General features: G+C 65.6%; 13 protein-coding genes. 9 read left to right on the forward strand and 4 right to left on the reverse strand.

What is annotated here, in order from left to right; translation table 11 throughout:
* Window positions 1-24: 24 nt before the first annotated feature.
* Window positions 25-2304: a TonB-dependent receptor gene (locus tag ASE00_RS11135; protein ID WP_056380208.1), complete on the reverse strand. Its 2280-nt coding sequence runs from the start codon at window positions 2302-2304 to the stop codon at window positions 25-27.
* Window positions 2305-2789: 485 nt separating this feature from the next.
* Between ASE00_RS11135 and ASE00_RS11140 the strand changes: the two genes are divergently transcribed.
* A complete protein-coding gene (locus ASE00_RS11140) occupies window positions 2790-3455 on the forward strand; it encodes a TetR/AcrR family transcriptional regulator (protein ID WP_056380210.1) in 666 nt (221 codons plus the stop codon).
* Here the strand turns inward: ASE00_RS11140 and ASE00_RS11145 are convergent.
* Window positions 3428-3787, reverse strand: a complete 360-nt coding sequence (locus tag ASE00_RS11145) for a TonB-dependent receptor domain-containing protein (protein ID WP_082594636.1) — start codon at window positions 3785-3787, stop codon at window positions 3428-3430. The genes ASE00_RS11140 and ASE00_RS11145 overlap by 28 nt on opposite strands.
* On the opposite strand from ASE00_RS11145, the gene ASE00_RS11150 reads away from it, so the two are divergent.
* On the forward strand, window positions 3719-3907 hold the full coding sequence (locus ASE00_RS11150) for a hypothetical protein (RefSeq protein WP_056380214.1): 189 nt from the start codon (window positions 3719-3721) through the stop codon (window positions 3905-3907). The genes ASE00_RS11145 and ASE00_RS11150 overlap by 69 nt on opposite strands.
* Window positions 3908-3925: 18 nt before the next feature.
* Here the strand turns inward: ASE00_RS11150 and ASE00_RS11155 are convergent, their stop codons facing one another.
* Window positions 3926-4843, reverse strand: a complete 918-nt coding sequence (locus ASE00_RS11155) for a LysR family transcriptional regulator (RefSeq protein WP_056380215.1) — start codon at window positions 4841-4843, stop codon at window positions 3926-3928.
* 110 nt (window positions 4844-4953) lie between these two features.
* Here ASE00_RS11155 and ASE00_RS11160 point away from each other — a divergent pair, with 110 nt between their 5' ends.
* The 3 genes from ASE00_RS11160 to ASE00_RS11170 are packed head-to-tail and all read left to right on the forward strand — an operon-like array spanning window position 4954 to window position 8736.
* Window positions 4954-6111 carry an iron-containing alcohol dehydrogenase gene (locus ASE00_RS11160; protein WP_056381588.1) on the forward strand — a complete coding sequence of 386 codons (1158 nt, stop codon included), beginning with the start codon at window positions 4954-4956 and terminating at the stop codon, window positions 6109-6111.
* Between the two features lie 35 nt (window positions 6112-6146).
* Window positions 6147-7649, forward strand: coding sequence for a CoA-acylating methylmalonate-semialdehyde dehydrogenase (locus ASE00_RS11165; protein WP_056380217.1), 1503 nt, complete (start codon window positions 6147-6149; stop codon window positions 7647-7649).
* Window positions 7650-7659: 10 nt separating this feature from the next.
* Window positions 7660-8736: an enoyl-CoA hydratase/isomerase family protein gene (locus ASE00_RS11170; RefSeq protein ID WP_056380219.1), complete on the forward strand. Its 1077-nt coding sequence runs from the start codon at window positions 7660-7662 to the stop codon at window positions 8734-8736.
* Window positions 8737-8810: 74 nt separating this feature from the next.
* Here ASE00_RS11170 and ASE00_RS11175 read toward each other — a convergent pair whose 3' ends face one another.
* Window positions 8811-9479 (reverse strand): TetR/AcrR family transcriptional regulator, encoded by a 669-nt coding sequence (locus ASE00_RS11175; protein ID WP_056380222.1) that lies wholly within the window; start codon window positions 9477-9479, stop codon window positions 8811-8813.
* A gap of 207 nt (window positions 9480-9686) precedes the next feature.
* On the opposite strand from ASE00_RS11175, the gene ASE00_RS11180 reads away from it, so the two are divergent.
* The 4 genes from ASE00_RS11180 to ASE00_RS11195 all read left to right on the forward strand — a co-directional run bounded on the left by ASE00_RS11180 (window position 9687) and on the right by ASE00_RS11195 (window position 13509).
* Window positions 9687-10853 (forward strand): thiolase domain-containing protein, encoded by a 1167-nt coding sequence (locus tag ASE00_RS11180; RefSeq protein ID WP_056380224.1) that lies wholly within the window; start codon window positions 9687-9689, stop codon window positions 10851-10853.
* Between the two features lie 10 nt (window positions 10854-10863).
* On the forward strand, window positions 10864-11574 hold the full coding sequence (locus ASE00_RS11185; protein WP_056380225.1) for a CoA transferase subunit A: 711 nt from the start codon (window positions 10864-10866) through the stop codon (window positions 11572-11574).
* A complete protein-coding gene (locus tag ASE00_RS11190) occupies window positions 11574-12209 on the forward strand; it encodes a 3-oxoacid CoA-transferase subunit B (protein WP_056380227.1) in 636 nt (211 codons plus the stop codon). Before ASE00_RS11185 ends, ASE00_RS11190 begins: the two co-directional genes overlap by 1 nt.
* A 133-nt stretch (window positions 12210-12342) precedes the next feature.
* On the forward strand, window positions 12343-13509 hold the full coding sequence (locus tag ASE00_RS11195; RefSeq protein WP_056380229.1) for an aromatic ring-hydroxylating dioxygenase subunit alpha: 1167 nt from the start codon (window positions 12343-12345) through the stop codon (window positions 13507-13509).
* Window positions 13510-13549: the final 40 nt, after the last annotated feature.

Consider the following 13549-nt stretch of genomic DNA (forward strand, 5'->3'; position numbering starts at 1 on the left):
GGGGATCTTGTTTTCCAACGCTGCTTAGAACTTGTAGCCCAGCGTCAGGCCATAGGTGCGCGGGTCCTCAAGATAGCCGTTCAGCGGGAAGCCGACGACGCTTGAACTGACCAGCGCGTTGCCGACCACGGTCTTGTTGGTCAGGTTCTTCACGAACAACGAACCCGTCCAATGGCCGTCATCGGCCGCCCAGTTGAGGAAGGCGTTGACCTTGGCGTTCGCCGCCTGGCTGACATATTTCAGGTTGAACGGCGTGAAATAGACCCGGTCGCGCCATGCCACTTCGCCGCGCAAGGTGAACTCGCCGAGCCGCGAGGGCACATGATATTGCGCGCCGAAATAGGCGGTGAAATCGGGCGCCTGCGACAGGCTGTTGCCCTTCAGGTTGAGTTCGCCCGCGCCGCAGCCCGGATCGCCGCCCAGCGCGGGCCGTGCAGGATCGGCGCTGCAATAGCGCGTGAAGCGGGCATGCAGCCAGGAGGCGTTGGCGTCGATATCGAACGCGGGGCTGATCTGCGCCTTCAGTTCGGCTTCGAGGCCGTAGATCCGGGCGGTACCGGCATTTTCCAGGACCAGCGTCGCCGAGCCGGTGCCGGTAACCTTGCCGATCTGGAGATCCTTATAATCATAATAGAAGCCCGCGAGGTTGAGCCGCAGGCGCCGATCGAACAGCGAGCTCTTCACACCGGCTTCGTACGCGTCGACCTTTTCGGGATCGACCGGCGGCGTCAGCGAACCGAGGCTGTAGGTGCCCGCCTTGAAGCCTTTCGACCAGGACGCATAGAGCAGCACGTCCGGCGTCGCCTGATAGTCGAGCGCGATGCGGGGCGTGAACGACTTGAAGCGCTTGCTGCGGTCCAGCACGAACTGCGGCACCGACAGCTGCCCGTTATAGGGTGTGAAGATGTCGAATGCGAACTCGTCATGGTCGGTCTTCTTTTCCGAACTATACCGCGCGCCGAGGGTCAGCCGGAGATTATCGACGATCGCATAGCTCGCCTGGCCGAACAGCGCTAAGGCGTCGGTCTTGATGAAGCCCGCACCGAGATAACCCGAGGAGATCTGGTCGGGGCCGAAGAAGATCGTCCGCGCCGGATTGAACGGGTCGGCCTGGGTGCCGTTGGTCTTCTCGTGGAAATAGAAGCCGCCGATCAGCCAGTTCAGGCGGTCGGCCTTGCCGGACAGCTGCAGCTCCTCGCTGAACTGCCTGGCGTGTTCGAACTGGATCTGCTTCGTCAGATAGAGTTCGGTGCCGTCGAGATCGGTGAAGGTCTCGTTGTCGGTCTTGCGATAGGCGGTGAGCGAGCTGAGCTGGATGTCGTCGGTCAGATCATAGCTGATCTTCCCCGACACGCCCCAGAACTGCGCATAGTTGGTCGGGTCGGTCGTGTTGCTGATATCGCGCAACCTGGGCGCGAAGGTGCCGCCCTGCGCGACGCCGAAGGGGACGATCGGGTTGCCCGCCAGATCGAAGCCGCCGGCGCCCGTGACATGATAACCGCCGGCATGATCGCGCTCATGGAAATAGTCCGCTACGATATTGATCGTCACGCGATCGCCGGGCGTGAACAGCAAGGAGCCCCGGACCGCGCGGCTGTTGAGATCGTCGATGCCGTTGCCGGTCACGATGTTCCTGCCATAGCCGTCATGGTTCTGGGTCTGGAACGCCAGACGCGCCGCCAGGACACCCGGAACGATCGCGCCGCTCACCGCACCCTCGGCGGTCAGGCGGGAATAGTTGCCGCCCGTCAGGTTGAAATAGCCGGTCAGCTCCTCGGTCGGCGTCCGCGTCGTGATGTTGACCGCGCCGCCGGTCGCGTTGCGGCCATAGAGCGTGCCCTGCGGTCCGCGCAGCACCTCGACCTGCTGGACGTCGTAGAAGCTGGCCAGTGCGGTGATCGTGCGCGACAGGAAGACGCCGTTCATATGGAAGGCGATGCTGCCCTCGGCCCCCGAAGAGATATTCTCCAGGCCGATGCCGCGTAGCGCGATCTTTGCCATGCCCAGTTGCGCACCGAGGTTGAGGTTCGGCACGCTGGAAACTATGCCCTGCAGGTCGCGAATACCGCTGCGGTCGAGATCGGCCGCGGTCACGGCAGTGATGGCCAGCGGCACCTTCTGCAGCGATTCCGAGCGCTTCTGCGCGGTGACGACGATATCGCCCACCCCGGCGGCACCGGCATCGTCCGCGCCCTGTGCGGCGGTTGCCTGCGCCTGATCGGCGGCCTGCGCGCCGGTGATGGCGATCATCGATGCCGACAGCGCGGTCAGCACCATCATCGAGCGGCGAATGTTCATGATCATCATGCTCCCCTTCCCGTGTCCCGAGCGCAGCTTGGACGGCTCCGCTGTCATTATTCTTTTTGTCGCATCAGGCCTGGCGCGTGATGCGGCCCCGTAAGCGAGTCGATCCGATGACCGGATCTGTGATGCACCCTATATTCAATTTAGTTGAACGGTCAATCAAATATTGAGTGTCTTATTCCGTTGGCGGCCGACAACCGCTATGTGCTGATTTAAACTGGATTTTTTGAAGATTGGCGTTTGCTGTCGAACGGGTATCCACCTTGCGGCAGGTCGCTTTCGTCGTCCCCGCTGCGCGGTCGCCTCTCCTTCTCCCTTTCAATCTTTGTATATTCATACGATCGTTCGTAATATATATCAAGCGGCGATCGGCGTTAAAGGCTCGCGATAGCGAAGGTTGGTGCACGTTGACATGGCGGGCTTGGCAATGGCTACAGTTCCGCCACGGCGAAACGGTGAACCGGTGTGGCGGGGGTAGAGAGGCAATGGCGACCAAACCGCGCAAACGCATTGCCAATGCGGATCATGATACGCGGCAGCAGCTTATCCGGACGGCGATCCGCGAATTCGCCATCCACGGCTTCGACGCGCCGTCGATCCGCGACCTGACCGTCGCGGCGGGGGTCAATCAGGCCGCGATCAACTATCATTTCGGGTCGAAAGACGGCCTGATCAAGACGATCTTCGAAGAACTCGCCACCCCGGTGATCAATGAACGGTTCGAGGGTCTCGATCGACTTGAGCGGCAGGCCGCAGGCAAGCCTTTGCCGATCGAGGCAATCATTCGCGTTCTGGTGGAGCCGGTCGTCCGGCGCGCCAAGGAAGGCGTTGACGGCCAGCGCGATCTCGCCAAGCTCCTGCTGATCGCGTCGTCACTCGGCTCGAAACCGATCGAGCTCCAGGTCGAGACGATGCACGACGAACTCGCACTGCGCTTCGTCGACGCGATCGCGAAGGCGGTTCCGCATCTGTCGCGGGTCGAGGTGATGTGGCGATACAAGTTCAGCCTCGGCGCGCTGCTCTATACCCTGTCCGACCATATGCAGAACCACCGGCTGCGGCGGCTGTCCGGCGGCGAATGCGACACCGATAATCCCGACGAGATCATCGATAATCTCGTCCCCTATATCGTCGCGGGCTTCACCGCCTGAGAGATCAGCCGGCGCAGCAGCGATGCAGCGCCAGCAGATCGGGCATCGTCGCCGGTCAGCCGCAGCGCCGCGACCGGACGCGCCTTGATCGACAGGTCGATGCCCTTGGCGATGGTCGCACCCGCATTGCTGACCAGGTTGATCGCGCCCGGCAGCGTCTGGAGGATCTGCCGGTTGCGGATCTTGGTCAGGAACAGGTCGACGTTGAAGGTGACCATGCGATCGAACAGCGAGGACTTCAGGCCGATCTCGTAGGAATCGACATGTTCGGGATCGAAGCGCGTGTTGCCGACCGCCAGGCTGGCGACCGGTGCGGGCGGGAAATCGCCGATCGCATTCCGTCGGCGGTGAACAGGAAGCGGACGTCATCGCCGCGCCATTCGATCTGGCCGCGGCCGCTGAGGCTCGGCAGCTTGCCGGGGTCCTCGCCGCCGCTCAGGTCAAGAAATTGAAAAAGAATGATATTTTATCTAAAGTTGCTTCGGCAGCCGGGTGAAGAAGTCTCCGGCCTCAGCCAGCAGACTGCGCAGGAAGCGTTGGGTCAACCGCACTTGGGCGGTCTCCGCCATGTCGCTATCGGCAACCATCCAATAGGAGCGCTTGAGCGACACCTCACCCGGAAGCACCGCGATCAGATCGGGCGCGGTGCAGGCGACATAGGCGGGGAGGACGCACAGGCCATAGCCGGCTACGGTCGCGCTCAACTGCGCATGGAGGCTGCTGTTCTGCAGCCGCGCGCGCAGATGCGGGCGGATCTCGGGCAGATAGTTGAGCGCGCGGGTGAAGATCAGGTCGTCGACATAGCCGATGAAAGGATGATCGCCGAGATCGTCGCGCGAAAGGATCGGCGGCGCGGCGGCGAGATAGTCGCGCGATGCGTAGACGAAGAGGCGATAGTCGGTGAGATGCTCATGGACGAAATTGCCCCCCGCCGGCAGCGTCATCGTCACCGCGACATCGGCCTCGCGCCGCGACAGCGCGACGATCTGCTGGATGGTGATCATCTCCACCGCGAGGCGCGGGTGCGCCGCCGCCAGCGCGCCTATCCGCGATGCCAGGAAGAAATTGCCGAAGCCTTCGGGGGTGCTGATCCGGATCGCGCCGGTCAGTCCTTCCTGCTGCCCGGCCACCGTCTCCTCGATCTTGACCGCCTCGGCCTCCATTGCGCTGGCCATGCCGAGCAGCGCCTCGCCATGCTGGGTGAGGTTATAGCCGCGCGGATTGCGCTCGAAGAGCTGGAGGCCCAACGCGGCTTCCAACGCACTGATCCGGCGGCCGACGGTCGCATGATCGGTGCCGGTGCGCCGCCCGGCGAGCGAGATCGTTCGCGATCGCGCGACAGCGAGGAAGAAGCGGAGGTCGTTCCAATTGAAGGGCGGCGCGCTCATATGTGCAAAATCCCACAGAAATTGCGCGAAATCTCTCGTGGTCGTGCGGATATGTCAATGATAGCAGCGCACCATAAGGATCAGGCCGCCTGGCCAGACAGGAGACGATGATGTCCGCGATCTTTCTGCCCCGCGCGATGCGGATCGGCGCGGGAGCGCTGACCGAGCTTCCCGCCGCCCTCGCCCAGCTCGGCCTGCGCGCGCCAGCGATCCTGACCGACGCCTTCCTCGCCGGCAGCGGCGCGCTCGACCGCGTGCTCGGCATCCTCGCCGAAGCGGGGATGGAAGCGCGGGCCTATAGCGCGGTCATTCCCGATCCCACCGTCGCATCGGTCGACGCCGCCGTCGCCTTCGTCCAGGGCGGCGACCATGACTGCATCATCGGTTTCGGCGGGGGTAGCCCGATCGATACCGCCAAGGCGGTGGCGATCCTCGCCGCGCGCGGCGGCACGATGCGCGAGCGCAAGGCGCCGCATCAGGAGAATGTCCCGGGGCTGCCGATCATCGCGATTCCCACCACCGCCGGCACCGGATCGGAAGCGACCCGCTTCACGATCATCACCGACGAGGCCAATGACGAGAAGATGCTGTGCGCGGGCCTCGCCTATCTGCCGGTGCTCGCGATCGTCGATTATGAGCTGACCCTCACCAAGCCGCTGCGCCTCACCGCCGACACCGGCATCGACGCGCTCACCCATGCGATCGAGGCCTATGTCTCGAAGCTCGCCAATCCCTTCTCGGACGGGATGGCGATCGCCGCGATGCGCTCGATCTGGCCGAATCTGCGCCGCGTCTGCGAACAGCCCGGCGACCGCGCCGCGCGCGAGGCGATGATGGTCGGCTCGCTTCAGGCGGGCATCGCCTTCTCCAACGCCTCGGTGGCGCTGGTCCATGGCATGAGCCGTCCGATCGGCGCGCATTTCCATGTCGCCCATGGCCTGTCGAACGCGATGCTGCTCCCCGCCGTCACCGCCTGGTCGGCCCCGGCGGCGCTGGGCCGCTATGCCGATTGCGCGCGGGCGATGGGGGTGTCCGACTCGGGCGAAGGCGATCAGGCGGCGGTCGCCCGGCTGGTCGAGGCGCTGCGCGACGCCAATCGCGACCTCTCGGTCCCGACCCCGAAAAGCTACGGTATCGACGAAGCGCGCTGGACCGAATTGCTGCCGTTGATGGCCGAACAGGCGCTCGCTTCGGGCTCGCCCGGCAATAATCCGCGCATCCCCGACGCCGAGACCATCCAGGCGCTTTATCGTCAGGCCTGGGCCTGAGCAGCCAACTCTTTCAGACCCCACAGGAGTCCACCGTGCCCGAAGCCGCTCTCGTCGATCATGTCATCCAGGGTCGTGCGCCCGCCGCGCCCGCCAGTCTGGCCGACATCTTCAATCCTGCAACCGGGGAAGTGACCGGGCGTCTGGCGCTGGGCGGATCGGCGGAGGTCGATGCGGCGGTGACAGCTGCGCTGAAGGCGTTCCCGGACTGGGCAGCCACCCCGCCACATGTCCGCGCGCGCGTCCTGTTCCGCTTCCGTGACCTGATCGAGCGCGATCTCGACCGGCTCGCCGCGCTGATCACCGCCGAACATGGCAAGGTGCTGTCCGACGCCAAAGGCGAACTGATCCGCGGTCTCGAGGTCGTCGAATTCGCCTGCGGCATCCCGCAGGTGCTGAAGGGCGAGTTCTCCGAACAGGTCGGCAACAGCATCGACGCGGTCTCCTTCCGCCAGCCGCTCGGCGTAGTCGCGGGGATCACCCCGTTCAACTTCCCGGCGATGGTGCCGATGTGGATGTTCCCGGTGGCGCTCGCCTGCGGCAACGCCTTCATCCTGAAGCCATCGGAGCGCGACCCGAGCCTCGCCAATGAGCTCGCCAGGCTGCTCGCCAAGGCCGGATTGCCCGAGGGCGTGTTCCAGGTCGTCCATGGCGGCAAGCCGGTGGTCGACGCGATCCTCGACCATCCGGGGATCGAGGCGGTGTCCTTCGTCGGCTCCACCCCGATCGCCGAATATGTCCACAACCGCGGCACCGCGGCGGGCAAGCGCGTCCAGGCGCTGGGCGGGGCGAAGAACCACATGATCGTCATGCCCGACGCCGATCTCGACAAGGCGGTCGATGCGCTGATGGGTGCGGCCTATGGCTCGGCGGGCGAGCGCTGCATGGCGATCTCGGTCGCAGTGCCGGTGGGACAGGACACCGCCGACGCGCTGATCGAGCGCTTGGCACCCAAGGTCCGCACCCTCAAGATCGGGCCGGGCACCGACGCCGAGGCCGAGATGGGCCCGCTCGTCACCCGCGACCATGCCGACAAGGTGCTCGGCTATATCGATACCGGCATCGCCGAAGGGGCCGAGCTGGTCGTCGACGGGCGCGGGCTCAACATCCAGGGCTATGAGAAGGGCTTCTTCGTCGGCGGCACGCTGTTCGATCGGGTCACCCCCGACATGCGCATCTACCGCGAGGAGATCTTCGGACCGGTCCTCTCGGTCGTCCGGACTGAAAGCTTCGACGAGGCGCTGGGCCTGATCAACGCCCATGAGTTCGGCAACGGCACCGCTTTGTTCACCCGCGACGGCGACACCGCGCAGGCTTTCCTCGGCCAGGTTCAGGCGGGCATGGTCGGCGTCAACGTGCCGATCCCGGTGCCGATGGCCTTCCATTCCTTCGGCGGCTGGAAGCGCTCGCTGTTCGGCGATCATCATATGCATGGGCCCGAGGGCGTCCGCTTCTACACACGGCTGAAGACCGCGACGCTGCGCTGGCCCAAGGGCATCCGCGCCGGGGCCGAGTTCGTCATGCCGACGCTGAAGTGAGGCGCTGACGATGTCCGCCGGTCTTCCCGCAGACGAGGTGCTGGCTTCGGTCGAGGGGCGTCTGGGGGTGATCACCCTCAACCGCCCCAAGGCGCTCAACGCGCTCAACCTGGCGATGGTTGAACAGCTCGACGCGATCCTGACCGCCTGGGAAAGCGATCCAGCAATCGATGCGGTGCTGGTCCGCAGCGCCAGCGAACGCGCCTTCTGCGCCGGGGGCGACGTCCGATCGATCGGCATATTGCCCGATCCCGCCGACCGGATGGCGCTGGGCCGGGCCTTCTTCGGCACCGAATATCGCGTCAACCGCCGGATCAACGGCTTCCCGAAACCCTATGTCGCGCTGATCAACGGCGTCGCGATGGGCGGCGGCCTCGGCCTGTCGATCCATGGCAGCCACCGGGTGGTCAGCGAAAATCTCCGCATGGCGATGCCCGAGACGGTGCTCGGCCTGTTCCCCGATGTCGGCGGCACCTGGTTCCTCAACCGCTGTCCCGGCATGATCGGCCGCTATCTGGCGCTGATCGGACCGCAGATCGGTGCCGCCGACGCGCTGACGGCGGGCCTCGCCACCCATCATGTCCTCTATGCGACGTTCGATGCCTTGGCTGCCGACCTCGCCACTGCCGGCCGGCTCGACCATGGCGCAGTCGACGCGATCATCGCCGCACACGCCACCCCGGCGGAGGGCGGCACGCTCGGCGGCCGCCGGGCGGATATCGACCGCCTCTTCTCCGTCTGCGATCTCGAGGGCGTCGCCGCGGCGATCGATGCGGCGGCGGCGGAGGCCGACTGGATCGCCGAAGCGCAGGCCGTGCTCGGTCGCGCCTCGCCGACCAGCCTCCACGCGACCTGGCGGCGGATGGTCGAGGGCAAGGACCAGCCGATCGAACGCATCCTGTCCGACGATTTCCGCATGGGCGTCCGCATGGTCGGCGGCCATGATTTCGCCGAGGGGGTACGCGCGATCCTGGTCGACAAGGACCAGTCGCCGCGCTGGGACCCGCCCACCCTCGCGGATGTAACGACCACGGAGATCGACGCGCTGCTTGCGCCCTTCGACGACGGCGCGGAGTGGGCGGCGTGAAGCCGAACATCATCCCGACATCCACTCTTCGGCCCGATGGCGATATCGAGATCGCGCTGGCCGGAGCGCCGGTCCTAGCCGTGCAGGAATTTCTCGGGATAGAGCACGCCGAGCAGCCCGCCCGCGATGAAATTGTCGAGCTGGTCGATAACCCGATGCTGGTCGGCGCGATATTTGCCGCCCGAAAGCCGCTCGACCCGGCCGGTGCCCGCGAGGTTGGTCGACAGCGCGCCGACCGCGAAGACAAAGGCCCAATAGAAACGCTCGTCAGCGACGTCGGGCGCGGCGCGGCGCAGCACGTCCACCGCCGCCACGCCGATCGGATCCAGATATTCCTCGACGATGCCGCGCCCGCCCTCGACCGGATCATGCACTTCGCGGGCAAGCAGCTGGGCGAAGGTCCGGCCGCTTTCGGTTTCGCGCAACAACAGCAACGGCTCGACGAGCGCGCGGGCGACCTCGATCAGATTCTCGCGCAGGTCGGGGCCCAGCTCGATCGACTTGAGCTGATCGAGGCGCTGGGTGGTCAGCGTTCCGCTGCGCCGCTTGAACACCGCCTTGTAGAGGCCGAGCTTCGATCCGAAATGATAGCTGACCAGTGCAAACGGCACATCGGCATCGGTCCCGACCTGCCGCATCGAGACCGCGTCGAACCCGGCCGAGGCGAACAGCCGCTCGGCAACATCGAGGATGCGTTCGCGGGTCTGGTCCCCGCCCGCGCGCTGGGTCACCTGACGCGCCATCAGATCATGCCCCGTCGATCGAAGATAGGATGTCGCTCGGCCATCGTTCCGTCATGCTGCGTCTCCCGGCTCTCTTCGAATACTAATGCGCAATGGTCAATAAGCCCGGTTCGGTACCGAAGACAGCTTGAGCCCTCGTTGACCTTGTCGTGCCATGGCGGCATAGCGGCAAAAAATTGAACGTTCAATCAAACGATGGGACATGACATGAGCGACGCGATAATCGTTGGCTGGGGCCACACCAAGTTCGGCAAACTCGACGCATTGTCGCTCGAGGATCTGATCGTGGCGGCGGCGCGCGAGGCGCTCGACGACGCCGCGATCGACGCGGCGGAGATCGACGCGGTCTGGCTCGGCCAGTTCAATTCGGGGCTGGTGCCCGACGGCTTCTGCTCCTCGATGATCCTCGGCGCCGATCCGGCGCTGCGCTTCAAGCCCGCGACGCGGTGCGAGAATGCCTGCGCCTCGGGCGCAGCCGCGCTCTATTCGGCGATGGACGCGATCGACGCGGGCCGCATCCGCGCCGCGCTGGTGGTCGGCGCGGAGAAGATGACCGGCCTCGACACCGCAGGAGTCACCCGCGCGCTGGCGGGGGGCAGCTATCAGCGTGAAGAAAGCGGGGTCTCCTTCCCCGAGATCTTCGCCCGCTATGCCCGCGCCTATCGCGACGTCCATGGCGATCCCAGCGAAGGCATGGCGCGGATCTCGGTCAAGAACCACAGCAATGCGCTGCGTAACCCGCTGGCACAGATGCACCGGCCGATCGACCTCGACTTCGCGATGACGGTGTCGGACCGCAATCCGATGATCGCCGATCCGCTCAAGCTCAGCGACTGCTCGCTGATTTCCGACGGTGCGGCGGCGGTCGTCGTCGTCCACCGCGATCTCCTCCCCGCCTTCCGCCGCGCGATCGGTTTCCGGGCCGTGGCCCAGGTCAACGACCTGCTGCCGCTGTCGGCCAAGACGCTGGTCGACTTCGAAGGGCCGCGCCGCGCCTTCGCCCAGGCCTATGCCGCGGCGGGCGCGGGGGTCGGCGATATCGATTTCGCCGAAGTCCATGACTGTTTCACCATCGCCGAATTGCTGACCATGGAGGCGATGGGCCTCGCCGCCCCCGGCGGGGCATCGGCGGCGCTCGCCGAGGGCGTCACCAGCCGCGACGGCCGCCTGCCGATCAACCTGTCGGGCGGGCTCAAGGCCAAGGGGCACCCGGTCGGCGCGACCGGCGTGTCGATGCACGTCACCGCCGCGCGGCTGCTGACCGGCGAGGCGGGCGAGATGAATCTCGCGCAGCGGCCCGAACTCGGGCTGTGCTTCAACATGGGGGGCGGCGCGGTGGCGAGTTGCGTGTCGATCCTCGAACAGATCAAGTGAGGCGAGGACGATGATCAACAAGATCTATCCAGACGCGGCGGCGGCGCTCGACGGGCTGCTGTTCGACGGCATGCAGATATGCTCGGGCGGCTTCGGCGTCTGCGGCATCCCCGAACGGCTGATCGATGCGATCCAGGCCAGCGGCGTGCGCGGCCTGACAGTTGCGTCGAACAATGCCGGCATCGACGGGGTCGGGCTCGGCAAGCTGCTGCTGACGCGCCAGATCAGCAAGATGATGAGCTCCTATATCGGCGGCAATCGCGAGTTTGAGCGGCAATATCTCTCCGGCGAGCTCGAGGTCGAATTCTGCCCGCAGGGCACGCTGGCCGAGCGGTGCCGCGCGGGCGGCGCGGGCATCCCCGCCTTCTACACCCGCACCGGCGTCGGCACCGAGGTGGCGAAGGGCAAGGAGGTCCGCAACTTCAAGGGCGTCGATTATCTGATGGAGGAAGGCATCTTCGCCGACCTCGCGATCATCAAGGCGTGGAAGGCGGACACCAGCGGCAACCTGATCTTCCGCAAGACCGCGCGCAACTTCAACGAGGTGATGGCCACCGCCGCGAAGGTCTGCGTCGCCGAGGTCGAGGAGATCGTACCGGTCGGCACGCTGGAGCCCGACTCGATCCATCTGCCCGGCATTTTCGTGAAACGGCTCGTGCTCGGCGCGCCCTATGACAAGGTGATCGAGTTCCGAACCACCCGCAGCAAGGAGGCGGCATAATGGCCTGGACACGCGACCAGATCGCCGCGCGCGCGGCACAGGAGATCGGCGACGGCTTCTACGTCAATCTGGGCATCGGCATTCCGACCTTGGTCGTCGATCATCTGCCGCCCGGGATCGACGTCACCTTCCACAGCGAGAACGGGCTGCTTGGCATGGGGCCGTTCCCGCTCGATCACGAGGTCGACGCCGACCTGATCAATGCGGGCAAGCAGACGATCACCGAAGCCCCGAACAGCGCCTATTTCAGCTCGGCGACCAGCTTCGCGATGGTGCGCGGCGGCCATCTCGACATCAGCATCCTCGGTGCGATGGAAGTGTCGGAGACCGGCGACATCGCCAACTGGATGATACCCGGCAAGTCGATCAAGGGCATGGGCGGGGCGATGGATCTGGTCGCCGGGGTCCGCAAGATCATCGTGACGATGGAGCATATGTCGAAGGACGGCAGCCCGAAGTTCGTCAAGAGCTGCTCGCTGCCGCTGACCGGGGTCAACGCGGTCGACATGGTCGTCACCGACCTGTGTGTCTTCGCCCGTGACGATCGCGACAGCGGCTTCCGCCTCGTCGAGCTCGCCCCCGGCGTCTCGCTCGACTTCGTCCGTGCCAACACCGGCGGCGCCTTCGCGGCCTGATCGACGTTTCTTCATTGAACGTTCGATCAAATAAGTTGCGCAGCGGTTGGCCTTCCCATATTGTGCCTCCCGCGCCGGATGCGATTCCTTATGGGTCGCCGGCGCGGGACCGACAGCGATATGGAGGGGTGGGATGGCTTCGATCAGGCTTGAGCGTCAGCGCGGACACGCCGCCGAGCCCGCCAATGATCCCCGCGCCGGAGCGGAGGGTGAGGGCGACAGCCCCGGCATGTACCCGCTCCAGGCATCGCGCTCCTACCCGCGCGAGCAATGGTATGTCGCTGCCTATCGCAACGAACTGCCCGCCGGAAAACCGCTAGGCCGCGAGATCTTCGGCGAACCCGTCGTCCTGTTCCGTTCGGACAGCGGAGAGGCGGCCGCCCTATCGGGGCTGTGCGTGCACCGCTTCATGCCGCTGGCCGGGGGACAGGTGACCGGCGGCAAGCTGGTCTGCCCCTATCATGGCTATGCCTATGGCGCCGACGGGCAATGCGTCCACATCCCGACCGGGGGCAAGCCGTCGCCACACGCGAAGCTGCGCCATTATCCGGTGATCGAGGATGGGCCCTTCATCTGGATCTGGCCGGGCACGGCCGAAAAGGCCGCCAATACCCCGTTGCCCGATCTGCGCGACATCGGCCTGTCGGGCGATGGCGAAGGCTGGCGGGTCGATACGGCGGAACGGCTCGATCTCGACGCGCGCCCGGCGCTGCTCGTCGACAACCTTTTCGACCTGTCGCACATCGCCTTCATCCACCTCCAGTCGCTCCCCGGCGCTGAAGGGTTGGCGCTGATCCCGCCGGTGTTCGACCGGACCGACGTCCGCTTCCGCGTCGGCCGTACCCTGCCCGGCTTCGTCGCCGAGCCCGATACGGCGATCGCGCGGACGATGCCGCTCATCGCCGGACGGCCCGTCTTCGTCAGCCTGCACACCGATTTCTACAGCCCGGCGATGATCAATTCCTCGGGTCCCTGGGCCTATGAACTGGTCGATGGCAACCAGCCGGGCGCGCCGATCGCCAAGATCAACTTCGTCCATATCGTCACCCCGAAGAATGAGACTGCGACCCATTATTTCAACGTCGTCTCGCGGGATTTCGACCTGGATGACGAAGACATCTCAGCCCAGCTCGTCGCGCAGACCGACCGCGTCCGCAAGGAAGACGCGGTGTGGATCGCCCAGATCGAGAAATATGCCGACCGGCTGGATGTCCGGAAGGAAATCTCGACCAAAGCCGACGAAGGCGCGCTCAAGGTCCGGCGCGTCCTGCAAGCCCTGATCGAGGCCGAAGAGGCCTGATCGGCCAAGGCCGGCGTCCGGCCACGGACTGCGGATATCC

The organism is Sphingomonas sp. Root710, from assembly GCF_001429065.1.
Lineage (GTDB): Bacteria > Pseudomonadota > Alphaproteobacteria > Sphingomonadales > Sphingomonadaceae > Rhizorhabdus.

Excerpts from the sequence above, each read along its gene's own strand:
- ASE00_RS11135 (WP_056380208.1), bottom strand. The coding sequence starts at position 2,304 with ATGATCATGAACATTCGCCGCTCGATGATGGTGCTGACCGCGCTGTCG.
- ASE00_RS11140 (WP_056380210.1), top strand. The coding sequence starts at position 2,790 with ATGGCGACCAAACCGCGCAAACGCATTGCCAATGCGGATCATGATACG.
- ASE00_RS11150 (WP_056380214.1), top strand. The coding sequence starts at position 3,719 with ATGTTCGGGATCGAAGCGCGTGTTGCCGACCGCCAGGCTGGCGACCGG.
- ASE00_RS11155 (WP_056380215.1), bottom strand. The coding sequence starts at position 4,843 with ATGAGCGCGCCGCCCTTCAATTGGAACGACCTCCGCTTCTTCCTCGCT.
- ASE00_RS11160 (WP_056381588.1), top strand. The coding sequence starts at position 4,954 with ATGTCCGCGATCTTTCTGCCCCGCGCGATGCGGATCGGCGCGGGAGCG.
- ASE00_RS11170 (WP_056380219.1), top strand. The coding sequence starts at position 7,660 with ATGTCCGCCGGTCTTCCCGCAGACGAGGTGCTGGCTTCGGTCGAGGGG.
- ASE00_RS11175 (WP_056380222.1), bottom strand. The coding sequence starts at position 9,479 with ATGGCGCGTCAGGTGACCCAGCGCGCGGGCGGGGACCAGACCCGCGAA.
- ASE00_RS11180 (WP_056380224.1), top strand. The coding sequence starts at position 9,687 with ATGAGCGACGCGATAATCGTTGGCTGGGGCCACACCAAGTTCGGCAAA.
- ASE00_RS11185 (WP_056380225.1), top strand. The coding sequence starts at position 10,864 with ATGATCAACAAGATCTATCCAGACGCGGCGGCGGCGCTCGACGGGCTG.
- ASE00_RS11190 (WP_056380227.1), top strand. The coding sequence starts at position 11,574 with ATGGCCTGGACACGCGACCAGATCGCCGCGCGCGCGGCACAGGAGATC.
- ASE00_RS11195 (WP_056380229.1), top strand. The coding sequence starts at position 12,343 with ATGGCTTCGATCAGGCTTGAGCGTCAGCGCGGACACGCCGCCGAGCCC.